Here is a 24,039-nt window from a genome sequence, read left to right as displayed (position 1 = left end):
CTTAATCCTCATCATTTCTCATTCGATATCCATATCCCCAAACTGTCTCTATGGGAATATCATTAAGTTTTTTCCGAATTCGTTTAATTAAATCATCTACAGCACGATCACTGCCAAAATAGTCGTTTCCCCAGATTTTCATTAACAAATCCTCGCGTGAAAAAGCACGATTTGGATTTTCAGCAAGTAATAGTAACATATCAAATTCTTTTGTCGTAACTTCGTACTCTTTATCGTGCCAGAAGATTCTTCGTTCATTTTTATGAATAGCTAATTCCTCTATTTTTACTAGATCATCATTTTCAGAAGGGGTCATTTGTTGTATAACCATTGTCCGTTTAAATAAACGTTTAACTCTAGCAACCAGCTCCCTGGGACTAAACGGTTTGGTTAGATAATCATCGCCACCTAGTTCTAACCCAAGTATTTTATCTATTTCATCATCCTTTGCTGAAATAATAATGATAGGAACTTCACTTTCCTTCCTTATCCTTTTGCAAAATTCATACCCATCCATACCAGGTAGCATGATATCCAAAATCCACATATCTGGTGGATTATCTTCCCAAAGACTTAAAGCATCTTCAGCAGAATCGATAACTTCAACTTTATAACCTTCCTTTTTCAAGTAGGCAGACACTATGTTTTGGATATTAGAATCATCTTCAACCAAACCAATATAATTGTTCATATCATTCACCTTTTCGCTATATTTACTAGTTTTATTTTGACATATTTAAAAGAATGTTTACACCCTAAAGCATTCATTACTTTACACATTTATGCCACATTTCTTCCTAATCCATCCCGCTAGCACGGGCTATACTATAAATAGTATAATTATTATAACAAAAGAAAAGGAAGTGATTTTCATGGAACACAATAACAATCATTACCCCAAAAATCCTGAGCAAAACAATCAGGAAAACCTAAGTGATTCTGTGGAAAATCAGGAAACTCAACCTAATAAACCAGATTCAGAATATCAAACGACAGAAGAACTTAGTGATTCTCAAAGAAATATTTATGAAAAGAATCCTATAGAAACGTCAAGTAGCAGTCCTTATTCGGAGAGTAACTACACTACTACAAAAGAATATAACTCTGACCATCAAACACCCCAACCATCAAAACAGAAAAGCAGTTTTAAAAGTGGAATCGTTGGTGGGATAATCGGTGGGATTATTTCTGCCGTTATTGTCACATTGTTATTTACTGGTGGAATCCTTAATATTCAGAGTCCATCTTCCAATGTCTCTTCTTCAACCAACCAAAGCCAGGATGCCGTAGAAGTCGATGGAACACCTATGATAGAAGAATTATCTTCAGAAGATGCAGAGGTCTCATCCAATATACAGGAAGTCTCAAAAGCAGTTGTAGGTGTGGTTAACCTTCAGCAGCAAAGTGTTTGGACAGGTAGCCAAGAAGCAGGAACAGGTTCCGGTATAATATATAAAAAAGAAAACGGAAAAGCTTATGTCGTCACCAATCAACATGTTGTTCATGGGGCACAACAAGTAGAGGTTGTTATTGCGGAAGAAGAAAGAATTCCAGCAACTGTCCTCGGAGAAGATTCTTTAACCGATTTAGCTGTATTAGAAATTGATGGTGCAAAAATTGATACGGTTGCAAATATCGGCACTTCAGAGGACCTTATTGTAGGTGAAACTGTGTTAGCTATCGGAAATCCATTAGGGTTGGAATTCGCCAACTCTGTTACGAAAGGAATCATAAGTGGATTAAATCGTTCTGTCGAAGTCGATACAAATAGTGATGGGCAAGCAGATTGGGTAACAGAAGTTTTACAAACCGATGCAGCAATTAATCCTGGGAATAGTGGTGGGGCATTAGTAAATGCCGATGGCGAAGTAGTTGGTATTAATTCGATGAAGATTGCTCAGGGCGCTGTTGAAGGTATTGGTTTTGCCATTCCAGTTAACGCAGCATTACCAATCATGGAACAATTGGAAACTAACAGGGAAGTCGTTCGACCCCAAATCGGAATTTCCACCGCACCTTTATACCAAGTACCTCCTCAAGTTCGTTATGAAATCAACTTACCAGAAGGGATAGAGGGAGGAATGGTTATAGCAAGTGTGCAACCAAACTCTCCAGCCGATCAAGCAGGTTTACAGCAATTTGATATTATAACAAAAATTGATGGAAACGAAATAACTTCCATTTTAGAGCTAAGAAAATACTTATATTCGGAAACCACCGTTGGAGATGAAATAGAGATTGAATATATCCGTGACGGAGATACGCAAACAACTAACTTGGAACTAGCAGAGATGGAAAACGGGGAGTAATTTTGAAAGAGATCGCGATGGCGGTTGGCAGAATTTAATAAAGCCACTTTCTAAATAAAAAAGAACAGGTTCCTCTCAAGAATGAGAGCCTGTTCTTTTATTATCCAAAGAATAAATCCATTAGGTTGCTTCCTTTGGAACTTTGCTTGTTGTAAAACTCTGAATACCCGCAGTCTTCACAGTAAACTACTAAAAATTGGTTGTTTTGGACATCAAACATTTTTGATAATCCAGTACCTGTCATTGCTACCTCTTTTTGATTCGCTCTCGTGCTACCGCATTTTATACATCCTTTGTTATCACGCATTACACATCACCTCTTCATTGTAATACGTTAACTTCAGAAGAAAAGTTTCAGAATTCTTCATTTTCCTCATCATCAATTTCAAACTTTTTATGGTTTGGAGTTACACCGGCAAATTTACCATCAATATCTGCTGCAGCAAATTCCTCATAATCCTCTACGGATCCAACATTTTCATCACTGTTCGGATACATGTCATCGTAATTTTCAATATCTCCATAGAAATCTGCTGTTGTTTCACTTGTACCATACCTACTTACATCTTGCCACGTGTCTTCTGCATCATAACCTACTTGTTCTTCATCTGTTACTTCATTCGGATTGATATTAGGAGAAAAAACTTCCTCTTCCATTGCACGTGGGTGATCGAACGTGTTGTTTTTCGCATGTTCTACACAACGGTCGGCTGTAGGAACAGCAGCTAAGCGTTCATAAGGGATATCCGCACCACATTTCGTACAAATTCCGTATGTCCCCTCTTCAATGGCATGAAGCGCTTCATTAATCTCTTGCAATTCTTTTTCCGCGTGTTCGTTTAACGCTGTATCTTTTTCTCTTTCAAACAGCTCCGTCCCCATATCACCTGGATGGTTATCATAATTGGATAGTTCTCCAACAGATTCTTTAGCCATCTCGAGTGTTCTTCCGTAGTGGTCCTGTATATGATTAATTAATTCATTTTGTCTTTGGATTAAGCTATTTTTACACTGTGATAGTTGCTCATTTGTGATCATTGTGACCAGCCTCCATTAATTTTGGAATATGTGTGGCTAAAAATGATTACTATCTATACTATGTGTAACTCCCGTAGATTGATTCTTTATCCGCGTTTCCAAATCATGTCTATATGGGGAATCCCATCCTCTATGTATATTTCGGAAATTTGCTTAAATCCTAAGGAAGCATAGAAATCCTTTAGACGATTTTGTGCTTGGATTTTTATTTTATCGCTTTTCCATTGGTGATTTATATAGTTAATGGCCTTTTCTAAAAGCCGCCTTGCAAATCCTTGATTACGATATTTTTCCACAACCAGCACCCTCCCGATGGATGCTTCTTCAAATTTGCTATGTTCTGGCAATAATCGAACATAAGCGGCTATGTTTCCATCAATTTTTAAAAACATATGTACGGAAACTTGATCATAGTTATCTAACTCAGGATATGGGCAGGTTTGCTCTACAACAAAAACATCAACTCTTGCCTTGATTAATTCATACAATTCCTCTATGGTTAAATTCTTAAAATTCTTTACATACCAATTCATACAGTTATCCTCTCCCCTATTATTGTAAATATAACATTAAACACGATATTATTAGAATATATAGAATTACATAAATAGGAAGGGGTTTTTTAATGATTACGCAACAGAATAAAATAGGGTTTGTTGGTATAGGGGTTATGGGGAAGAGCATGGCTGCCAATTTACAAAGCGAGGGATATTCCATCAATGTTTATACTCGTACAAAAGCAAAAGCGGAAGAACTTATACAAAATGGTGCTGCTTGGAAAAGTACCGTAAAAGATTTAGCAAATGATTCCGATGTTATTATTACGATGGTTGGATATCCTTCCGACGTAGAAGAAGTATATTTCGGATCAGAAGGAATTCTTGAAAATGTAAAGCCCAATTCCTATGTAATTGATATGACAACCTCTAAACCAAAATTAGCAAAAAAAATATATGAAGAAGCTGCAAAGAAAAATATCTATTCTTTAGATGCACCTGTTTCTGGAGGAGATGTCGGTGCAAAAAATGGTACACTTGCAATCATGGTTGGTGGAGATGAAGCTGCCTTTCAAGAAGTTCTCCCTCTTTTTGACATTATGGGTGAAAATATTGTACTGCAAGGAGAAGCTGGTGCTGGGCAATATACGAAATTAGCAAATCAAATTGCCATTGCATCCAACATGGTTGGTGTCTGTGAAACCATTGTATTTGCCAAAAAGGCTGGATTAAATCCAAAAACTGTTTTGAAAAGCATATCAACTGGTGCTGCAGCAAGCTTTTCACTATCCAACCTAGCTCCACGCATGTTAAAAGAAGATTACGCTCCTGGATTTTATGTCAAACATTTTATAAAAGATATGTCCATTGCCTTGGAGTCTGCAAAGGAACTCGGATTATCTACCCCTGGACTCGAGCTCTCCTTAGATCTGTACAAAGAGCTTGCTGAAAAAGGGGAAAAAGACAGTGGTACACAAGCATTGATTAAGTTATTTGAGGAGTAATAATTATAGTGAAGTGGGGACTTAGTTTCTTCCCCGCTTCTCTATTTCACTCTGGACAATAAAAGCTAAATCATCATTTCCAAAAATTTGTAACACATTTAAAACCGTTTCATCCGCAATTTCTTCTGCCTCATTTTTCGGGATAGTTTCCTCTAAGACATCCGTTAGAATTTGGTTTTTAGGTTGATTGGGATAGGCGTGAGCATACAACTTCTCCGGATTCAGGTCATGATTGACGCACCACTGCGCGAAAATCAGAATCATCATCTTCTCATTCTCTTGATAATTTTGAATTACTCTTTCATCCTTGTTATTCATTTATAATCACCAACTTTTAAATGTATTAAACAGCATTTACCACTTAGATTAAATCCGTTGTTCCTAAATGCGGCACCGTAAGTGTGAAATTTAGCATGTTAACGTTTCACACCCGTATTTTCTCAACGCCGTCAACTCCAAAATTTAGGTACATCAAAAAAGGTTTATCCCATGAATGAGATAAACCTTTCATATCATCTTTGTTTTATAGACGAGTTACATTAGCTGCTTGTGGTCCACGGTTACCTTCTACGATTTCAAATTCAACATCTTGACCTTCTTCAAGAGTCTTGAAACCTTCAGCGTTGATTGCTGAGAAATGTACGAATACATCGTCTCCATCTTCGCGTTCGATGAAACCGAAACCTTTTTCTGCGTTAAACCATTTTACTTTACCAGTCATTAATATGACCTCCTTATAACGTTTTGCTGCAAAGTAATTGAATCAAAAATACTTACAGCTCCCTGTCAGGAGGTCGTAAAGTATTGCTCCAATTTCCTTTTGCTATTTTAACTTTACCCTTTTCTATATTAAAATGCAAGCGTTTATAAAAGTTTTTTGCAAAAATTTCCTGTATAATCAAACATTGTAACATTTTTTTAATATAGTCTTATTTACAGATAAAATTCTACATCGTCATTCAATGGCGGATAAAACTTTATCTGAACTAAAAACCAATATTCACTTCAAAGATTAAGAAGCCTATGCATGTAGCACAGGCTCCTATTTTGTTTGTTGTTTACCCTATTTTCCGCATTCTTTTTTTGGATTTTACGGTTTGGGTTAAAACATTGTTAATGATTCTTTTCTGCTCTACTTTATGAACAAGTGGGTCTCCTTCTGATGGGCTTGCCATGTCTGGTCTACCGTTATAGGCTATTTCTATATCTTTCGGTGCTAATTCCTGTAAACGCGGGTATATATATGACCATGCCCCCATATTTTGTGGTTCTTCTTGTGACCATACAATTTCTTCCAGATTTTCATATTTGTTTAGCACATGACTAATTTTCTCTTTCGGAAATGGGTATAGCTCTTCTACCCTTATAATATCTAACCAATCATAAGCATCCTTATCCTTTGCTACAGTCTCTGATAACTCAACAGCTAAGCGACCAGTAGTAAATACAATTCGTTTGACTTTCTCCGGATTCGTACCAAGACCTGGCTCTTCTATAATTGGTTCAAATCCTCCATTGGTTAATTCCTCTAGATAAACTCCTGCTGCAGCATTTCTTAACAGACTCTTAGGAGACATAATAACAAGCGGGCGAACCTCATCTGTTTGCAATAGAGCTGCTTGCCTTCTTAAAATATGGAAGTAGTTACCGGAAGTTGAAAGGTTAGCAACTGTCCAATTGTTCTCAGCTGCTGATTGCAGAAAACGTTCAAGCCTTGCACTGGAGTGTTCCGGTCCCTGACCTTCGTATCCATGTGGGAGAAGCATCACTAATCCAGATTTCTGTCCCCATTTCTCTCTTCCGGATGCGATAAATTGATCAAATATCACTTGAGCACCGTTAGCAAAGTCACCAAATTGTGCTTCCCAGAAAACAAGTGTTTCCTTAGCAAAAACATCGTAACCATACTCAAAGCCTAATATAGCCGTTTCTGAAAGTGTGCTATTATGAACCGCAAAAGAGGCTTTAGATGTACCTACCGTGTGAAGCGGGCTAAATTTTTCTCCCGTCTTTTCATCCGATAAAACAATATTGCGATGAGAGAATGTCCCCCGCTCGGAGTCCTGACCAGTTATTCGTATAGGTGTACCATCTTTAAGTATCGAAGCAAAAGCTAATACTTCTGCATGTCCCCAGTCAATCTTCTTGTGATTGTCTACGGCATCTTTTCTGCGATTTAATATTTTTTTCAGTTTACCAAACACGTTAAATCCTTCTGGCCATTCTAATAATTGATTATTGATTTGGCTAAGTGTCTCATTATCTACCGTTGTATCCACCTTAGGAAGGTCACTTTGGTATGCTGCATGACGCTGCGCAATGGTACGAACAGGCTCTTGGTCTTGATTTATATTTTGATATGCAAGGTTTAATTTATCTGAAATTTCTTTTTCCATTTCCTTTATTTTCGACTCTGATAAAACTTTATTTGTTAAAAGTTGCTTTTTATAAATCTCGGTAATGGTAGGATGCTGATCAATTGCTTGATATATTAATGGACTTGTCGTACGTGGTTCATCCATCTCATTGTGACCAAGCCTGCGATAACCAATCAAATTGATAAGCACATCTTGATGGAATGTTTGCCTGAATTCAAATGCTAATTTCACAGCTTTCATACAGTTTTCTGGATCATCTGCATTAACATGGATAATCGGGACATTATATCCTTTGACAATATCACTTGGATATTTAGTCGAACGATCATCCTCTGGTTCTGTAGTGAAACCAATACAGTTGTTTGCGATAACATGTATCGTACCACCTGTGCCATATGCTTTTGTATTGGCGTAATTCAGAATTTCTGTTACTACCCCTTGCCCAGTAAATGCAGCATCTCCATGTACCAATACAGCTACTGCCTTCGATACATCTTGTTGCGGATACCCTTTCTCCGTACGAACCTCTTGCGCAGCTCGTGTATAGCCTTCTGCAACGGTACCAGAAAATTCCAAATGACTTGGATTATTTGCCAACGTTACCGTAATTTTTCTGTCATTTATTTTCTTCTGTTTCTTTGCACCTAGATGATATTTCACATCCCCAGTTTCACCTTCTGTGAGTTCTAGGGTTAAATCTTTATTTTTCCACTCAGAATGTTGAAATTGAGATAACATCGCTTCATATGGTTTATCCAGAACGTGTGTCAGTACATTAAGCCTTCCACGATGAGCCATCGATATCATGACATCATGGATATTATCCATTGCTGAAAGCCTAACAATCTCATTCATAACGGGAACCAATGACTCTAATCCTTCCACAGAAAATCGTTTCTGGCCAACGTACGTTTTACCTAGAAATTGTTCAAAAGCTTCCGCTTCAACTAACCCTTTTAAAAGTTTTTCTTTCTCCTGATTTGAAATAGCTTCATTCGTAAAAGTAGATTCTATTCGCTTTTGCAGCCATTCTTTCTTCTCTGGCTCCAAATGCCGGACTTCAAAACCAATAGCAGATGTGTATGTTTGCTTGAGATATGCTATTGCTTCCACACCATCGTTTAAATTGTTGTTTTCTTTACAAATAAATTCTGCTGGTATTTCTCTAAGATCTGCTTCCGTTAGTTGGTAGGATGCTAAATCTAATAAGTTATTGGTTGGCTGTTTATCTAATGGAAATATATCAGCTTCTGTATGACCATATAATCGAATATTATCAGCTAAGGAGATGGCTGCTACCAATTTCCTCATTTTATTAAACAAAATATTAGGACTTATAAAGGACCCTTCTGAATCATGCGCTCCACTATCCTCAAAGGATGGTTCACCCCATTGATCGAATAATTCTCTGAAACTTTGATCCACTGATTCAGGATTCATTGAATATAAATCATATTGCTCTAAAAGATAGCCCATATTCGGTCCACTCACATCTGCCCATGGATTTGTCCCGTTGTTATCATTCATCTCAATTACACTCCTAAGATTTATTATATAATGTTTTATTTTCCCATCATTACAATTCCCAATTTACGTTTCTTATAATCAGTAAAAGGTAATTTTATAAAGAATTTATGACATTTCGTATTTAGAGTACTCTCCAAAGAATGTCGTTTCAAATTATCCTATGATGTTTTGTGCTTTTGTTATAGTAAACGAACCCAGTGCCATTACAAAATAGCTAATAATCGAATAGATTTTTTCAGTAAAGTAATTGAAACCTTCCGTTGCGTTTTGGTTAAAATGGATGCAAAATTCCTTTTTCATACCAAATACTTTTACTTGCTATGACAGTCCCCAGTACGTCATCCCAAAATAGCCATTATAATAGAGCTCGTTACGATATACAAGAACCTATTCCCGCTAAAATTATGGTAGAGTTATCACCTTCCAATGTAAGTGCTTACATAATTTTTCAAACAATAAGCTTTATATTTAAACTTATCCTATTCCATTCTATTCAATTATGAAAGGACAACCACCCATTTGCATTCATTTTACCTTATTTTTCACTATTAAGGTAGTATTTAACTTATAAACGTGATAAAATATTTTCTTGCAAGATAAAAATCAAATCGACTACCAATAACATTTGTATCTTGCAAATATAAATGGAATAGGTGGTAATAAAATGGAAAAGAAAGATTATCGTGTTTTACTGTACTATCATTATGTAGATATTGAAGACCCAGAAAGTTTTGCGGCAAGTCATCTTACATTCTGTAAAGAACTTGGTTTAAAAGGACGTATCTTAATTGCCCATGAAGGCATTAATGGTACTGTATCAGGAACGGTTGAGCAAACAAATGCTTATATGGAAGCTATGCGTAATGATGAACGTTTTGCTGATATTGTCTTTAAAGTAGACGAACATGAAGGTCATGCATTCAAAAAGATGCATGTACGCCCACGTAAAGAATTGGTTACTCTTCGTTTGGAGGAAGAAGAAGATGTTAACCCACAAGAACTTACTGGTGAATATCTTTCTCCAAAAGAATGGTACGAAGCAATGCAACGTGAAGATACCGTTGTGGTGGATGCTCGTAACGATTATGAATATGACTTAGGACATTTCCGTGGTGCAATTCGTCCGGATATCGAAACTTTCCGCGAACTGCCGGAATGGGTCCGTAAAAATAAACATTTAATCAAAGGTAAAAAAGTCCTCATGTATTGTACTGGTGGAATTCGCTGTGAGAAATTCACTGGCTGGATGATTAAAGAAGGCTTTGAAGATGTTGCTCAATTACATGGTGGAATTGTCACTTATGGAAAAGATCCAGAAGTACAAGGTGAATTATGGGATGGACAATGCTACGTATTTGACGAGCGCATTTCCGTACCAGTAAATCAAAAAGAACATGTTGTAGTCGGCGTGGACTATTTTGACGGACAACCTTGTGAACGTTATGTAAATTGTGCAAACCCTGAATGTAATAAACAAATACTTTGTTCCGAAGAAAATGAGCATAAATATATGCGCGGATGCACGCACGAATGCCGTGTCCACCCTCGCAATATGTATGTAAAAGAACACAACCTAACAAACGAAGAAGTTCAAACTAGATTAGAAGCTCTTGGTGAAACATTAGAAACTCAAGAAGCTTAAGTTTCAATGGATGAAACGCTCAGGATATACTTGAACTGCACCCCAATTGTTGGACACAAACAATTGGAGGTGCAGTTTTTATATGGCTAAATTTACTGAAGAAGATAAAATAAATGCAGTTCAAAGTTATTTAGAAGGAAAAGAAAAAATAGGAGTCCAGATATTTGTATAAATATTTTGACTTCTATACTTTTTCATTGATATCCTATCCTAAAGAAGGAGGAGAATTCCAATGAGTATATATAAATTTTCAGCAACTACGATAGACGGAGAAGAAAAATCATTTGAAGCGTACAAAGGCAAAGTGCTGCTTATTGTTAACACGGCGAGTAAATGTGGATTCACACCACAATTTGAAGGACTTGAAAAACTTTATGAAAAATATAAAGATCAGGGATTGGAAGTTCTTGGCTTCCCTTGTAACCAGTTTGGCAGTCAGGATCCTGGAACAGAAGAAGAAATTGCTAGTTTTTGTCAAAAGAACTACGGAGTTAATTTTCAAATGTTTAGTAAAATCGATGTAAATGGAGATCATGCACACCCTTTATTTAAATACCTTACCACACAAGCAAAAGGATTACTTTCAGAGAAGATTAAATGGAACTTCACCAAATTCCTAGTGGATAGAAATGGTGATGTGATCAATAGATTTGCTCCACAAACAAAACCCGAGAGCTTGGAAAAAGATATAGAGAAATTGCTGAATGCATAGTTAGTTAAGGGGTTGTCCGTGATGGTGGGCAACCTTTTGGGTTGTACCTATTCTTCCATTTATAATATCTATCAAGTGTCTCCGTCTTTCTATCAAGCTCCTTGCTCTCTCTATCAACCGACTCGTGCTCTCTATCAACCGCTTTCGTGACCTCTATCAACCGCTTCGTGCTTTCTATCAACCGCTTCGAGCTCTCTATCAACCGACTTGAGCCCTCTATCAACCGACTCGTGCTTTCTATCAACCGCTTCGAGCCCTCTATCAACCGACTCGTGCTTTCTATCAACCGCTTCGAGCCCTCTATCAACCGACCAGCGCTCTCTATCAACCGCTTCGAGCTCTCTATCAACCGACCAACTCTTTCTATCACCCAGCATCTCCATAAATTAAAAAAGCCACCCCATAAGAATAGAGTGACCTCCTTTTTTTATAGGACTTTATCTAAAAAGTCTCTAGCTCGGTCTGTTTGCGGCTTTTCAAAAAATTGCTTTGGATCTGCCTCTTCTAACAGAACTCCATCATCTAAAAATAGCACCTTATCAGCAACCTCTTTCGCAAAGTTCATTTCATGCGTCACAATTACCATCGTCATTCCGGTATTCACTAAATCTTTCATAACATCCAGTACTTCTTTAACCATTTCTGGGTCAAGAGCGGATGTCGGTTCATCAAAAAGCATGATTTCTGGTTCCATCGCTAAAGCTCGAGCAATAGCCACACGCTGCTTTTGCCCACCGGATAAACGATTGGGATAAGCATCCTCTTTATCGGTTAACCCCACTTTTGCAAGCAGGTCTTTTGCTATTTTTTCAGCTTCTGTTTTGCTTTGATTCTTCACCTTTTGTGGTGCATATATGACATTTTCCAGTACCGTCATATGAGGAAATAAATGAAAGTGCTGAAATACCATTCCAATATTTTTTCTGATTTCTAATTTGTTTGCCTTTTTATCATTTATTTTCCTATCTTGAATAAAAATCTCACCAGATGTTGGTTCTTCCAATAGATTTAAACATCTTAAAAAGGTGGATTTACCTGATCCAGAGGGTCCGATGACTGTGACAACCTCACCCTGATTAATTGTTGTTGAAATATTCTTTAATACGGTATTTTTACCAAATACTTTAGTGATGTCTTTCGCCTTAATCACTCTGTCTCATCCTCCGTTCCACTGCTTGCCCGACTTTAGTCAATACGAAAATCATGATCCAATAAATAGCACCAGCTACTAATAAAGGTTCGAAGTTACGATAGATATCTGCCCCAACGATTTGCGCCCGTCGCATCAAGTCTAAGTAACCAATCGTCGAGACAATGGCAGACTCCTTCGTTAATGTAATGAACTCATTCATTAATGCGGGTAAGATATTTTTAATCGCTTGCGGCAAGATGATATTGAACATCATTGGTCTATAAGGAACGCCTAATGCCTCTGCAGCCTCGGTTTGTCCTTTGTCTACCGCCATAATTCCTGCACGAATAATTTCAGAAACATATGCAGCTGAATTCAGACCAAATGCTAAAATTGCTGATAAAAATGCTGGAATATCATAGCCCGTAAGCTGCGGTACTGCAAAATAGATAATCATCAATTGCAGAATTAGAGGAGTTCCGCGAAAGATGGATGTGTATACGTCAGCTAGTCCCTTTAACAAAGGAGCTTTAGTGATTTTGCATAATGCTAGTAACGTTCCTAGCACTAATCCTATTAAAATTGACACAATAACAAATTCTAATGTAGCCCATATTCCTTCTAACATAAAAGGAATATAAGGCACGATTTGGCTAAAGTCCAAATTCATGCCCTAACACCTCATTTCTAGTTCTTTGCTGTTTATTCTTCCGTTAGTTCCCATTTTTCTTCTAACTCTGTTATGGTTCCATTATCAATTAACGTTTCTAAAGCTTCATTAATTTCATCGATAAGCTCACTTCCCTTAGGAAAAGCAATAGCCATTCCTGGGGAGACGGTTGTTGGATCATCAAAACCAGCTAAATCCTGTTCTTCAATAAAACCTTCCGCAACCGTTTTATCCATATAACCGACATCAATACGATTCGAGTTAAGCTCTTGTACTAAAAGTGCTGCTTTATCAACCTTTTTCACTTCAAAACCATATTCTCCACTAAGCTCATCAGCACCTTCTTCTTGAATGGTACCTAATTGTACACCAACAACTTTTCCTTCTAAATCTTCTAAACTTGTAATCTCAGCATCCTTTTTCGTTACAAACATTTCACCTGAACGATGATATTCAACGGAAAAATCTACGTTTTCTTTCCGTTCGTCTGTCGCACTCATTCCTGCCATAACCATGTCTACTCGTCCACTTTGAAGAGCGCCAATTAATCCATCAAAGTTCATATCTTCCATTTCTAATTCATAGCCTAATTCATCTGCAATTGCTTGGGCTATATCAATATCGAAACCTTCAAAGTTGCCTTCCTTATCAAAGGATTCAAATGGTGGAAAGTCAGCGGAAGTAGCCATTTTCAACACTTGTTTTTCTTCACTGTCTGTTTCTGCAGCTTCTTCTGTTTCCTGCGTGGTATCCTCTGCACCATCTGCATTACCTGATGCATCTTCCGTCTCACCTGCTCCACACGCTGCAAGCAGTCCAATTAATAATGCCATAAAGAATAATTTAAGTGATAATTTCATTTTTCTCTTCCCCTTCTATTTTGTTTTATTATTTTGCTCAAATTCTTCTTTTATCATTTTTAATAGACTTTGATCTGAAATAATATCCAAGCCAGTGTGCGCTAAAGCAAGTGCACCACTTGTTAATGTTTCAAGTCCATCCTGCGAAACAGTCTTATCTGCAAATTCCTTTGTATGGTGTATTAAACCTGGTTGATTCAATCCAATATACGGGTGAATCGCTGGTACGACATGACTGACATTTCCCATATCAATCGAACCATTATCTTTTTTGGCTGGGATTATTGGATGTCTGCTCGTCTCTTTCAAATTTTTGGTAAAAGCATTCGATAAGGTTTGGTTGGTAATCATATTGTCATAGCTTAATTCATAGTTTGATATTTCTAATGTTGCACCAGTCATAGCTGCTGCACCCTTTGCTATACTCTCTACTTTCCCAACTACTTCATTTAAGTATTGTCTATCTTTCGCGCGAACGTAAAATTGAGCAACTGCATAATCTGGGACCACATTAGCGGCATGTCCACCTTCTGAAATAACTCCGTGGATTCGAACATCTGACGTAACATGCTGCCTCAATGCATTTATTCCATTAAACAATTGAATAACACTATCCAATGCATTAATACCTTGTTCAGGAGAAGCTGCAGCATGAGCAGTTTTTCCTTTGTAAGCAAATTGAATGGCATCCATAGCAAGAGAATCGCCGCTTTCATAGGACTGATCACTCGGATGCAGAATCATAGCAACATCAATGTCATCAAATATATCTTCTGCACTCATTGGTACTTTCGCTCCATTTGTCTCTTCAGCTGGGGTTCCCAGTACAACAACCGTTCCGCCAACTTCCTGAACCACTTTGCTAAGTGCAATACCTGCTCCAACACTCATTGTTCCTATTAAATTATGACCACATCCATGGCCAACACCTGGCAATGCATCATATTCAGCAAGATAGGCAATGGTTGGTCCAGATTTGTCACTTTTATACACTGCTTTAAAAGCTGTTGGTCGATGAACCGTTCCTGTCTCCACCTGAAATCCATGTTCTTTAAGAAATCCTGTTAATCGTTTCATAGACTCAAATTCTTGATCACCTAATTCAGGGTTTTCATACAATTGATTATTAATTTTCCAAAGTTTTTCTTGAATATTTTTTATTTCCTTTTCCAATTGTCCCTTCATGATGGCCTCCACTAATTTGTATATTTATAAGTTTTTATGCATATTTATAAGTTAATATGTATATTTATACCATGATGCGACAGATTGTGCAATAGTTTTTTTAAACTTTCATTATTTATTTGATATTGCCTTTTCTACTTTGTCCGGAATAATTGAATCTATTTTAAGTCATTTGATTTGGGGTACAGATGTATGTTTCATGATCGGTGAGGAAGGATAAACTATTAGTGTAGCAATTGCTATATACATACTTGGAGAAAGGAGCAATAAAATGAATAATTTTATTGGTATTGTAGGGACAAACTCAGACAACTCTACAAATCGCATGTTGTTGCAATTTATTCAAAAGCATTTTGCAGATAAGGCAAACATCCAACTTTGTGAAATAAAGGATTTGCCTGCTTTTAATAAACCGGAAGACAGAAAAGCGCCTGATAAAGTGCAACAACTATCGGATAAAATTACAGAAGCAGACGGAGTAATTATAAGTACTCCAGAATACAATCATTCTGTACCAGCAGCTTTAAAAAGTACATTAGAATGGTTATCTTATACCAATCAGCCATTAATTGATAAACCAGTAATGATAACTGGTGCTTCTTATGGAAGATTAGGTTCTTCCCGCTCCCAAACGCATTTACGACAAATGCTTGATGCACCTGAATTGAAAGCACGAATTATGCCCAGTTCCGAGTTTTTATTAGGATTTTCCTTACAGGCCTTTGATGAAGAGGGTAATCTAAAGCATCAAAATAAAATAGAAGAACTTGAACAAATCTTCGATGACTTTGTACAATTTGTTGATATTACGAATCAATTAGTCAAAACGAATCATTCTCCTAAGAAACAAACAAAAAGCTTCTCATGGGAAGACAATTAAACAAATAGGAGGTATTTAGATGAAAATCGTAGGAATAGTTGGATCAAATGCAGATTTTTCATATAATCGTCTATTGTTAAAATTTATAGCTAAGCATTTTAATCAAATAGTGGATGTAGAAGTTTTGGATATACAAGATATTCCTTTGTTTAATCAATCAAATGATCAAACAAACAGTGAACCAATTCAGCGGTTAAATAGAAAAATTATGGGAGCAGATGGAGTCATCATTGCCACACCCGAATATAACCATACAATCCCATCTGCATTACAGAGCGTTTTAGAATGGCTATCATTTAAAATACATCCTCTCGATGGAAAACCAATCATGATTGTGGGAGCTTCTTATGATGTACAAGGGTCTTCCCGTTCCCAATTACATTTGCGGCAAGTATTAGATGCCCCTGGTGTAAATGCAGTAGTCATGCCAGGAAATGAGTTTCTGTTAGGAGAAGTGCATCGAGCATTTGATGAGAATGATAACCTGAAAGATAAAGAAACCATCCAATTTTTAGAAACCTGCCTGAAGAAATTTATTCGCTTTATTAATGTAGTCAACGTGATGGACTCTCCTGAGGGTATGAAAGATTTATCAAGTACAGAGGATTTACATGCTACTGGAAAAATCGAAACAACGATTGAAGATATTGATATGTTAGCCGATGACTGGGTAGAACAAGCATCTGACAAAACGAAAGCGGTTGAAGGCGATACGTATGTGAAATTAGATCGAGGAGTATTAACGGTTAATCAGTTAAATTACTTCTTAAAATCTATGCCAGCAGAATTAACTTTTGCGGATAGCAACAATCAATTCTTGTACTATAACTATAAGTATGAAGACGAAGATATGTTAGCAGCTCGCAGACCCGAACAGGTAGGAAATCCATTAGCTAATTGCCATCCAGAAAGAGCCTTTAGCAGTGTAGCTTGGGTTATTCAACAATTACGAAATGGGAAAGAAGATGTGGTCAGAACCCATGTACCAACACATGGACCAGACAAGTTTGTTGTTCATAGTTACCAAGCAGTCCGTGATGAAGATGGCAATTATGTCGGTATCAATGAATATGTGAAAGATATTAAACCAATTATTGATTGGTATTTAGAACAGACAGGACAACAATTAACAGGGGGCGAAGTAGACGCAGTATCCGGAGCAACTTCTAAAGTAGATACCGTTTCAGGGGCGACTGTTAAAGATAATTAATTAAAAGAGGTCTTTATGGCCTCTTTTTACCTAATAGTTTTGCCTAAACTACGAAAGGGGGATTATAACAGAAATGGAAAGCCGTGAAATACATAGAATGGGGACAATTATCCAATTATCCATACAGCATAACCATGCAAATGTAATTTTGGATGAAATAATCGACCGTTTAAAACGTTATGAGAAGCGTTTTAGCGCCCATGATTCTGCTTCAGAATTAATGGAAGTAAACAATAATGCAGGATTGAAACCAGTGAAAGTAAATCCAAGTTTGTACGAATTAATTAAAATTGGAAAGATACATAGCTCTGCTCCCAACAGTTCCTTAAATATTGCAATTGGCCCTCTCGTTAATGCTTGGCGTATTGGACTTGAAGATGCTAAGGTTCCATCACAAAGGATGATACAAACTCTTCTAAGCAAAACGCAAGTTCGTAACATTATCCTTGACGACCAGAATCAAACAGTTTTTCTAAAACACAACGGGATGTTTATTGATTTAGGCGCGTTAGCAAAAGGATATATTGCGGACCTTCTAATCCATGATTTAGAATCACTGAATGTTTCATCCGCTTTAATTAATTTAGGTGGAAATGTCATGACATACGGAATTTCCCCCAATCGAAAGGATGGTTACTGGCGAATAGGAATACAGCACCCTTTCCTTCCACGAGGAAATTACATCGCCATTTTGAAAGCTCTTAATCAATCCGTTGTTACCTCTGGAATTTACGAAAGAACGTTTACGATGAATAATCAAACCTACCATCATATATTGGACCCTAATACTGGCTATCCAATAAAAACAGAAGTCGCTGGCTTAACCATTGTTTCAGAGAAATCAGTCGATGGAGAAATATGGACTGGGCGATTATTCGGACAGACTCCACACCAAATCATAGATACGTTAAATCAATTAAAAGATATTGATGGAATTATCATTACTAAGAATAGTGAACTTCTTTACACAGAATCTCTTAAAAGCTATTTGACGGAAGCTGTTTCGTAATTTCCAGGAGGATACCTATAATTCCTGTATCCTCCTTCTCTATGATTCAACAAAGCAACCTAATCGTTTACACCTACGATTTTTTTATCTAAGAGTTTTTGTCATAATAAAGTCCGTTTGTTCTTCATCACCCATATAAAATGAGTGGGAGCCAGTATGAACAAATCCCATTTCTTTGTAAAAAGATATAGCATTTTCATTTTTTTCCCATACTCCTAGCCAAATTTTCTTTTTATTACCTTCCATTGCAATTTCAATTGCTTTATTTAACAAATATTTGCCTAGTCCTTGTTTTTGGAAGTTCTTTCTTATGTAAATTCTCTCCACTTCAAGCGAATCATCACCTATTTCTTCCGTTTGAGCCTCATTCGTATTTACCTTTAAATAACCAGAAATTTCATTATTTACATAGACAAAAAAGAATTGCGAAGCAGTATTCAATAATTCCTTTTCCAACTGTTTTGAATGAAATGCTTTGTCCAGATAGGCTTTCATATTTTCAAGTGAATTCTGGTCTTTAAATGTATCATTAAATGTTTCTATACTTATTTTTTGGAGAATCTGCAAATCTTCCCTTTTACACTTTTCTATTTGCACAACCATTTTAATATCTCGCCCCTTTACATTCATTAATAACCTCTCTTGGTTCCCCTTTATTCTAAATTAATTTCCTAAATGCCAAAAAACAAGCGCCATTACTGACTGACGCTTGTTTGATCTTAATATGCTTTTGCCCAGTAAACCATTTCTTTTGCTTCTTTTCCACAGCATACACAGGTATCAGTAACTTTTTCTTGTTCAAATGGAATACAGCGGGATGTTGCCGTTGTGTCTTCCTTAATTTTCTCTTCACATGCGGTATCTCCACACCACATCGCCTTAATAAATCCACCTTTTGAATCAAGGGTTTGTTTGAAGTCCTCCATGTTAGTTGCTTCAGAGGTCATTTCATTACGATGTTCTAATGCTTTATTGTATAAGTTTTCCTGAACTTCTTCTAATAGCTTAGGAAGGCGTTCTTCCAAGTCGCTAAGCGCAACGAACTCTTTTTCACCAGTGTCACGGCGAACTAATACCACTTGTTCTTTTTCGATATCCTTAGGACCCATTTCAATTCGCACTGGGATACCTTTCATTTCATATTCATTAAACTTCCAACCAGGCATTTTATCACTTGCATCAATATCTACACGTACAAGATCTTTTAATTGATCTCTTAAGGCATAAGCTTTATCCAGTACACCTTCTTTGTGCTGGGCAATAGGGACAATCATCGCTTGTGTTGGAGCAATTCGTGGCGGAACAACCAATCCGCGGTTATCTCCGTGAACCATGATTAACGCACCCATAATACGAGTGGATAGTCCCCAGGATGTTTGATGTACAAACTGACTTTCACCATTTTCATCCAGATAAGTGATATCAAAAGCTTCGGCAAAACCAGAACCAAAGTGATGGGATGTACCAGACTGCAATGCTTTTCCATCATGCATGAGACTTTCGATTGTTAAGGTATATTTTGCACCAGCGAATTTCTCTTTGTCTGTTTTTCTTCCTCTAAGTACAGGAATCGCTAAATAATCCTCTACTAAATCTGCATATACACCCAGCATTCGGTCAGTTTCTTGTGATGCATCTTCATCCGTTGCATGTGCTGTATGCCCTTCTTGCCAATGGAATTCAGAGGAACGCAAGAATGGACGTGTTGTTTTTTCCCAACGTACCACATTCGCCCATTGGTTATAAAGCTTAGGAAGATCACGATAGGAATGGATATTTTTAGAATAATAATCACAGAAAAGCACTTCTGATGTTGGGCGGAATGCCAATCGTTCTTGAAGCTTTTCCTCCCCACCATGTGTAATCCAAGCAACCTCAGGAGCAAATCCTTCTACATGATCTTTTTCTTTTTGCAGTAAGCTTTCAGGAATAAAAACTGGAAAAGCCACATTGGAGTGTCCTGTCGCTTTTATCTTTTTATCTAATTCTTCCTTAATGTTTTCCCAAATGGCATACCCATATGGTTTAATAATCATCGTTCCGCGTACTAAGCCATAGTCCACTAGTTCTGCTTGTTTTACGACATCGGTATACCACTGTGCGAAATCATCTTCCATAGCAGTAATTTTTTCGACAAACTGTTTATTTTTCTTACCCAAAATAGACACCTCTTTATATTTAATTTTCATTTTTAACACAAAAAAATCCTCCATCCGAAAAGGGACCGAGGTTTGGCGTTACCACCCTTGTTTGCAAAATAAAGGAGTAATCCTTCAGTTTGCACTCTCTACTTTGTAACGGTAAGGAACCGCGCACATCTTACAGCTAAAAAGCCTTTCCAATGGCGAACTCTGGAGGCAGGTTCTAACAAGTATCTCCCGGAAATTCTCACCAACCATTTCCTCTCTGATAAAGACATCATGTTATACTAATCCTCTTCAACGTTTCGTATATGGTCAATATAAACTAATATATATGGACTGCTTTATAAAGTCAAGATTTATGGGCGGTTCTTCTAGTGTTATAGGCGTTTGGCCTGGGTTATGGGCGCTCAACTCTTACATTATGAGCGTTTATGAGTGCCCAACCATAAAGTCATTAGCGTTCTTTCCTGATAAGAACTTCCCCCTCATTTATCAACCTTTTTAAAGCACTTTTCATAGGCCGAAAATCTATCCCCGTCCATTTCTACATACTTTTTAAAAGTAAATCCTGTCTCCTGATATAGATGATTCAATATTGGATTATCTGCAACACAATCCAAGCGAATACATCTATCTGTAAGTCGAATATTCTCATCTATCCAATGTAGAAGTTTTCTCCCAAGATTTTGATTTTGATATTCTCGATTGATAGCTAGTCGATGGATATAATAAGCTTTGTCATCTAGTTTACCCCACATTTCCACGTCCCAATCATTTTGCTTGGATGAGAAATTAAAGGTTGCTGCTATTTTGTCCTTCTCTTCTACTATATAAGTAACACCATTTGAAATATCGCGAATTATTTCTTCGTTTTCCTCACCAGTAAGTAGATGCTCCCATTGCGAAATTCCTTTTGATTGCAGCCACTTTGCTGTATTTGCTAGCAAATCTATGATTGCATCGGAATCTTTTGCGTCAGCAAGTCGTACTCTATACTTCTTAAAACTTGTACTTTTGAAGATTTCCTTCATTAGCAACCTCCTCTTTCACCTGACCATTGCTCCTAATGAATCTCTAAAATGCCCCAATGCCCATTCGTGCCCTTGCTTATTAAAGCTCGCCACTGCATCTTTATGAATGACGATTTGAAACCCTTTATTATACGCATCTACTGCGGTATGCAAAACACAGATATCCGTGCACACGCCAATAATATGGACTTCCTCAATTCCTCTTTCACGTAATTTTATTTCTAAATCAGTTCCAGCAAATGCGCTATACCGTGTTTTATCAAAATAATAGACATTGTCTTTTCCTACATTTTCTGCGTAAACATCGGCTAATCTACCATATAAATCTCTGCCTGAAGTACCAATGATATTGTGCGGAGGGAATAATTTCGATTCTGGGTGAAATTCATCCCCTTCCTTATGAGCATCTATAGCAAATACAACATAATCTTCAGCATGGATGAATTCCTGTGTTAAACCGACTACTTTTTCTTCAATCGCTTGCCCTGGCTCCCCACATGTTAAAGCCCCATCTGTTGCAACAAAATCATACGTATAATCAACATTAATCAATGCACGCTTACTCATTTGCAAAACTCCCCCATTATTGTAGTGTGTCAATCTTAATCTTATAGGCTTCCCCGTATTTTCTCTCAGCTGCATGATAGGTCGGTCCTACGATTTCGGTATAAGAAAAACCATGTTCAATAGCTGTTGTTACATAACTTTTTGCACGTCTGACTGCTTCTTTCACCGGTAATCCTTTCGTTAAATTGGCAGCAATTGCTGCAGAATAAGAGCATCCCGCTCCACTAGTATGAACCGTGTCTATTCGCGGTGCCTCGTAGGTTGTGATGGTTTCTCCATCATATAGTACATCAATGGCTGGACCTTTTAGGCGACCACCTTTTACTAGAACATTTGGAGCTCCAAGTTGATGCAAATCTACTGCCGCCTTCTGTAAATCTTCTATAGTATGTAAAGGTCTATCCTCTAATAAAACAGAGGCCTCTGGAACATTTGGTGTGATAATCGTGGCTAACGGAATAAGTTTTGTTTTTAATGCTTCTATCGCATCATCTTCCAATAATTTAGAATTCATTTTTCCTATCATAACAGGATCAACAACTATTCTTTCTACTCCTGAACGTTTCAATAAGCCGGCAACAGTCTCAATAACTTCTTTTGAGAAAAGCATTCCCGTTTTTAGCCCGTCAACCCCAACCTGTTTTATTGCTGTTGCAAACTGCGCTTCAATTGCTTCAATACTCACAGCATGTACATTTTTATTTGTTTCAGGATGTCTGCCAACAATAGCAGTAATGATACTCATGCCATAAACATCTAATTCCTGAAACGTCTTCAAATCAGCCTGAATACCAGCACTACCACCTGCTGCAGATCCTGCAATACTCATTACGCGTGATGGATGTTTCATAATATACTCCTTTCTTACTTGCTAAAAAATAATGACAACAAAAAACCAGAAAATCATCACTAATTGAACAAGAACCTTTGCTGCAGATCCTCCTAAAAATCCAAGCAGCGACCCAACAGATGCACGTGCAGATTCTTGAGGTGTACGTTTTTGAATCAATTCAACGAGAAAGACCGTGATAAAAGGAACAATAATAATTCCAAATGGCGGTACAATAAACGAACCAACAATAACTGCTATCGCTGCCCCTCGTTCCCCCCACTTACTTCCTCCATATTTTTTCACAAAATAACTGTTCGCCAATATATCTGCAACAAAAAGGAAAATCGTGAAAATGACCATGACAATCCAAAACGATGCCGTCAATTCATTCGCATTTATGATGAACTGATAAAGTAAAAACCCCACCCATAAAACAAGAACAGAAGGAATAATCGGGTAAAGTATTCCGACAAAACTTAATACAAATAAGGCGATAATCACAATCCAAATGATAAAATCCAGCACGAAAGTATCCTCCTATTAAGAAATCTTCTTTTTATACATACTCGAAAGTCTTGTTTCTTGCTTTTTCATAATACGTTTATAGTTTTCCAAATGTTTCATAAAACTTAATACAGATAGAAATAATACGACGATCGCTGGCTCTACTCCAAAAAATACAGCTGTCGTTATTAAAAAGGAAACGTACATGAATAAAACACCAATAACCAGGTAGTCCGTTGCAATGGTGAATAGTAGCAAAATCCCAATTCCAATGACGGCCACTTTCCAATCTATAGCTAATAGAGCCCCAACTAAAGATGCTGTTCCTTTACCGCCGCTAAATTTCATCGTTATTGGATAATTATGACCGATTATCACAAAGAGTAGAGTGATATAAATAAGCAGTGTCTGCAAGTCACCAGTAATTCCATTTTCGTTCAGTATATATAATACTAGCAGGATAGCCAATGTAGCTTTGAAAATATCAATAATTGCAACAAAAACACCATATTTCCAGCCTAACAGTATAGTTGTATTGGAAGCACCGGCATTTTTAACCCCAGAATTTTTAATGTCTATCTTCTTTAGTTTACCAACTAGCTGTGAACCATGCAGACAACCAAACAAATACCCAACCAAGCTAACAATGAGAAAATACATCCTCATTCTCCCCCTTGTTCATTACTGATTACTAGCTGACTGTATCATTTTACTATTTTATTAGCGCTTATTATAGGCGTTATCCTTGATTTTGTCGGCGCTTTTCTCCGTTTATAGGCGCTTCCTATCTTTTATAGGCGTTCACGCTCTTTTATAGGCGCTCACAGCTTTTTATAGGCGCTCACAGCTTTTTATAGGCGCTCACAGCTTTTTATAGGCGCTCACAACCTTTTTATAGGCGTTCACAG

The 24,039-nt window shown here is 37.2% G+C and carries 26 protein-coding genes and 1 other annotated feature; of the genes, 7 read left to right on the top strand and 19 right to left on the bottom strand.

Annotated elements, in window-relative coordinates; translation table 11 throughout:
• Position 1 precedes the first annotated feature (1 nt).
• Positions 2-691, bottom strand: coding sequence for a response regulator transcription factor (locus D8M06_RS14805; RefSeq protein ID WP_121205284.1), 690 nt, complete (start codon positions 689-691; stop codon positions 2-4).
• A gap of 181 nt (positions 692-872) precedes the next feature.
• Here D8M06_RS14805 and D8M06_RS14800 point away from each other — a divergent pair, with 181 nt between their 5' ends.
• The gene (locus D8M06_RS14800; protein ID WP_121205282.1) at positions 873-2,309 is read left to right on the top strand and encodes a S1C family serine protease; all 1,437 of its coding nucleotides are present in this window, start codon (positions 873-875) and stop codon (positions 2,307-2,309) included.
• A 100-nt stretch (positions 2,310-2,409) separates the two neighbouring features.
• Here the strand turns inward: D8M06_RS14800 and D8M06_RS14795 are convergent, their stop codons facing one another.
• The 3 genes from D8M06_RS14795 to D8M06_RS14785 all read right to left on the bottom strand — a co-directional run bounded on the left by D8M06_RS14795 (position 2,410) and on the right by D8M06_RS14785 (position 3,880).
• Complete coding sequence (locus D8M06_RS14795) at positions 2,410-2,616, bottom strand: zinc ribbon domain-containing protein (protein WP_121205280.1); 207 nt, start codon at positions 2,614-2,616, stop codon at positions 2,410-2,412.
• A gap of 47 nt (positions 2,617-2,663) precedes the next feature.
• The gene (locus tag D8M06_RS14790) at positions 2,664-3,347 is read right to left on the bottom strand and encodes a TraR/DksA C4-type zinc finger protein (protein WP_121205277.1); all 684 of its coding nucleotides are present in this window, start codon (positions 3,345-3,347) and stop codon (positions 2,664-2,666) included.
• A gap of 86 nt (positions 3,348-3,433) precedes the next feature.
• A complete protein-coding gene (locus tag D8M06_RS14785) occupies positions 3,434-3,880 on the bottom strand; it encodes a GNAT family N-acetyltransferase (protein ID WP_121205275.1) in 447 nt (148 codons plus the stop codon).
• A gap of 92 nt (positions 3,881-3,972) precedes the next feature.
• Here D8M06_RS14785 and D8M06_RS14780 point away from each other — a divergent pair, with 92 nt between their 5' ends.
• A complete protein-coding gene (locus D8M06_RS14780; RefSeq protein ID WP_121205272.1) occupies positions 3,973-4,848 on the top strand; it encodes an NAD(P)-dependent oxidoreductase in 876 nt (291 codons plus the stop codon).
• 21 nt (positions 4,849-4,869) lie between these two features.
• Here the strand turns inward: D8M06_RS14780 and D8M06_RS14775 are convergent, their stop codons facing one another.
• The 3 genes from D8M06_RS14775 to D8M06_RS14765 all read right to left on the bottom strand — a co-directional run bounded on the left by D8M06_RS14775 (position 4,870) and on the right by D8M06_RS14765 (position 8,753).
• Positions 4,870-5,166, bottom strand: coding sequence for a hypothetical protein (locus tag D8M06_RS14775; RefSeq protein WP_121205270.1), 297 nt, complete (start codon positions 5,164-5,166; stop codon positions 4,870-4,872).
• A gap of 205 nt (positions 5,167-5,371) precedes the next feature.
• On the bottom strand, positions 5,372-5,569 hold the full coding sequence (locus tag D8M06_RS14770) for a cold shock domain-containing protein (RefSeq protein WP_090867773.1): 198 nt from the start codon (positions 5,567-5,569) through the stop codon (positions 5,372-5,374).
• A gap of 337 nt (positions 5,570-5,906) precedes the next feature.
• Complete coding sequence (locus tag D8M06_RS14765) at positions 5,907-8,753, bottom strand: 2-oxoglutarate dehydrogenase E1 component (protein ID WP_121205268.1); 2,847 nt, start codon at positions 8,751-8,753, stop codon at positions 5,907-5,909.
• A gap of 664 nt (positions 8,754-9,417) precedes the next feature.
• On the opposite strand from D8M06_RS14765, the gene trhO reads away from it, so the two are divergent.
• Both trhO and D8M06_RS14755 read left to right on the top strand, forming a co-directional pair.
• Complete coding sequence (gene trhO, locus D8M06_RS14760) at positions 9,418-10,395, top strand: oxygen-dependent tRNA uridine(34) hydroxylase TrhO (protein ID WP_121205266.1); 978 nt, start codon at positions 9,418-9,420, stop codon at positions 10,393-10,395.
• 232 nt (positions 10,396-10,627) lie between these two features.
• Positions 10,628-11,107: a glutathione peroxidase gene (locus D8M06_RS14755; protein ID WP_121205263.1), complete on the top strand. Its 480-nt coding sequence runs from the start codon at positions 10,628-10,630 to the stop codon at positions 11,105-11,107.
• A 4-nt stretch (positions 11,108-11,111) separates the two neighbouring features.
• On the opposite strand, the gene D8M06_RS19735 is transcribed toward D8M06_RS14755, so the two are convergent.
• The 5 genes from D8M06_RS19735 to D8M06_RS14730 are packed head-to-tail and all read right to left on the bottom strand — an operon-like array spanning position 11,112 to position 14,954.
• Positions 11,112-11,477 (bottom strand): hypothetical protein, encoded by a 366-nt coding sequence (locus tag D8M06_RS19735; protein WP_147404982.1) that lies wholly within the window; start codon positions 11,475-11,477, stop codon positions 11,112-11,114.
• Between the two features lie 57 nt (positions 11,478-11,534).
• Positions 11,535-12,257, bottom strand: coding sequence for an amino acid ABC transporter ATP-binding protein (locus tag D8M06_RS14745; RefSeq protein WP_121205257.1), 723 nt, complete (start codon positions 12,255-12,257; stop codon positions 11,535-11,537).
• The gene (locus D8M06_RS14740) at positions 12,250-12,909 is read right to left on the bottom strand and encodes an amino acid ABC transporter permease (RefSeq protein ID WP_121205255.1); all 660 of its coding nucleotides are present in this window, start codon (positions 12,907-12,909) and stop codon (positions 12,250-12,252) included. The genes D8M06_RS14745 and D8M06_RS14740 overlap by 8 nt, the downstream gene beginning before the upstream one ends.
• Before the next feature lie 32 nt (positions 12,910-12,941).
• Positions 12,942-13,769 carry an ABC transporter substrate-binding protein gene (locus D8M06_RS14735; RefSeq protein ID WP_241558963.1) on the bottom strand — a complete coding sequence of 276 codons (828 nt, stop codon included), beginning with the start codon at positions 13,767-13,769 and terminating at the stop codon, positions 12,942-12,944.
• Between the two features lie 15 nt (positions 13,770-13,784).
• Positions 13,785-14,954, bottom strand: a complete 1,170-nt coding sequence (locus D8M06_RS14730; RefSeq protein ID WP_121205253.1) for a M20 family metallopeptidase — start codon at positions 14,952-14,954, stop codon at positions 13,785-13,787.
• 271 nt (positions 14,955-15,225) lie between these two features.
• Here D8M06_RS14730 and D8M06_RS14725 point away from each other — a divergent pair, with 271 nt between their 5' ends.
• From D8M06_RS14725 to D8M06_RS14715, 3 genes are all read left to right on the top strand, one after another.
• Positions 15,226-15,834 (top strand): NADPH-dependent FMN reductase, encoded by a 609-nt coding sequence (locus tag D8M06_RS14725; RefSeq protein WP_121205250.1) that lies wholly within the window; start codon positions 15,226-15,228, stop codon positions 15,832-15,834.
• Positions 15,835-15,853: 19 nt separating this feature from the next.
• The gene (locus D8M06_RS14720) at positions 15,854-17,044 is read left to right on the top strand and encodes an NAD(P)H-dependent oxidoreductase (protein ID WP_121205248.1); all 1,191 of its coding nucleotides are present in this window, start codon (positions 15,854-15,856) and stop codon (positions 17,042-17,044) included.
• Positions 17,045-17,117: 73 nt separating this feature from the next.
• Entirely contained in the window at positions 17,118-18,053 is a 936-nt protein-coding gene (locus D8M06_RS14715) for an FAD:protein FMN transferase (RefSeq protein ID WP_121205246.1), read from the top strand.
• 84 nt (positions 18,054-18,137) lie between these two features.
• On the opposite strand, the gene paiA is transcribed toward D8M06_RS14715, so the two are convergent.
• The 7 genes from paiA to D8M06_RS14680 form a co-directional block, all read right to left on the bottom strand.
• Positions 18,138-18,656, bottom strand: coding sequence for a spermidine/spermine N(1)-acetyltransferase (gene paiA / locus D8M06_RS14710; protein WP_121205384.1), 519 nt, complete (start codon positions 18,654-18,656; stop codon positions 18,138-18,140).
• Between the two features lie 116 nt (positions 18,657-18,772).
• Positions 18,773-20,212, bottom strand: coding sequence for a proline--tRNA ligase (proS, locus tag D8M06_RS14705; RefSeq protein ID WP_121205382.1), 1,440 nt, complete (start codon positions 20,210-20,212; stop codon positions 18,773-18,775).
• A 57-nt stretch (positions 20,213-20,269) separates the two neighbouring features.
• Positions 20,270-20,504 (bottom strand) — a binding site (T-box leader).
• Positions 20,505-20,682: 178 nt separating this feature from the next.
• Complete coding sequence (locus D8M06_RS14700) at positions 20,683-21,228, bottom strand: GNAT family N-acetyltransferase (protein ID WP_121205244.1); 546 nt, start codon at positions 21,226-21,228, stop codon at positions 20,683-20,685.
• 15 nt (positions 21,229-21,243) lie between these two features.
• Positions 21,244-21,795, bottom strand: coding sequence for a cysteine hydrolase family protein (locus D8M06_RS14695; protein WP_121205242.1), 552 nt, complete (start codon positions 21,793-21,795; stop codon positions 21,244-21,246).
• 16 nt (positions 21,796-21,811) lie between these two features.
• The gene (thiD, locus tag D8M06_RS14690; RefSeq protein ID WP_121205240.1) at positions 21,812-22,645 is read right to left on the bottom strand and encodes a bifunctional hydroxymethylpyrimidine kinase/phosphomethylpyrimidine kinase; all 834 of its coding nucleotides are present in this window, start codon (positions 22,643-22,645) and stop codon (positions 21,812-21,814) included.
• Between the two features lie 21 nt (positions 22,646-22,666).
• A complete protein-coding gene (locus D8M06_RS14685; protein WP_121205238.1) occupies positions 22,667-23,152 on the bottom strand; it encodes a DUF456 domain-containing protein in 486 nt (161 codons plus the stop codon).
• A gap of 15 nt (positions 23,153-23,167) precedes the next feature.
• Positions 23,168-23,791, bottom strand: a complete 624-nt coding sequence (locus tag D8M06_RS14680; RefSeq protein WP_121205236.1) for a glycerol-3-phosphate acyltransferase — start codon at positions 23,789-23,791, stop codon at positions 23,168-23,170.
• Positions 23,792-24,039 lie beyond the last annotated feature (248 nt).

The organism is Oceanobacillus halophilus, from assembly GCF_003628505.1.
Taxonomy (GTDB): Bacteria; Bacillota; Bacilli; order Bacillales; family Amphibacillaceae; genus Oceanobacillus; species Oceanobacillus halophilus.
Note: the sequence above shows the minus strand (reverse complement) of the source record. Positions and strands in the feature narration are given on the sequence as shown.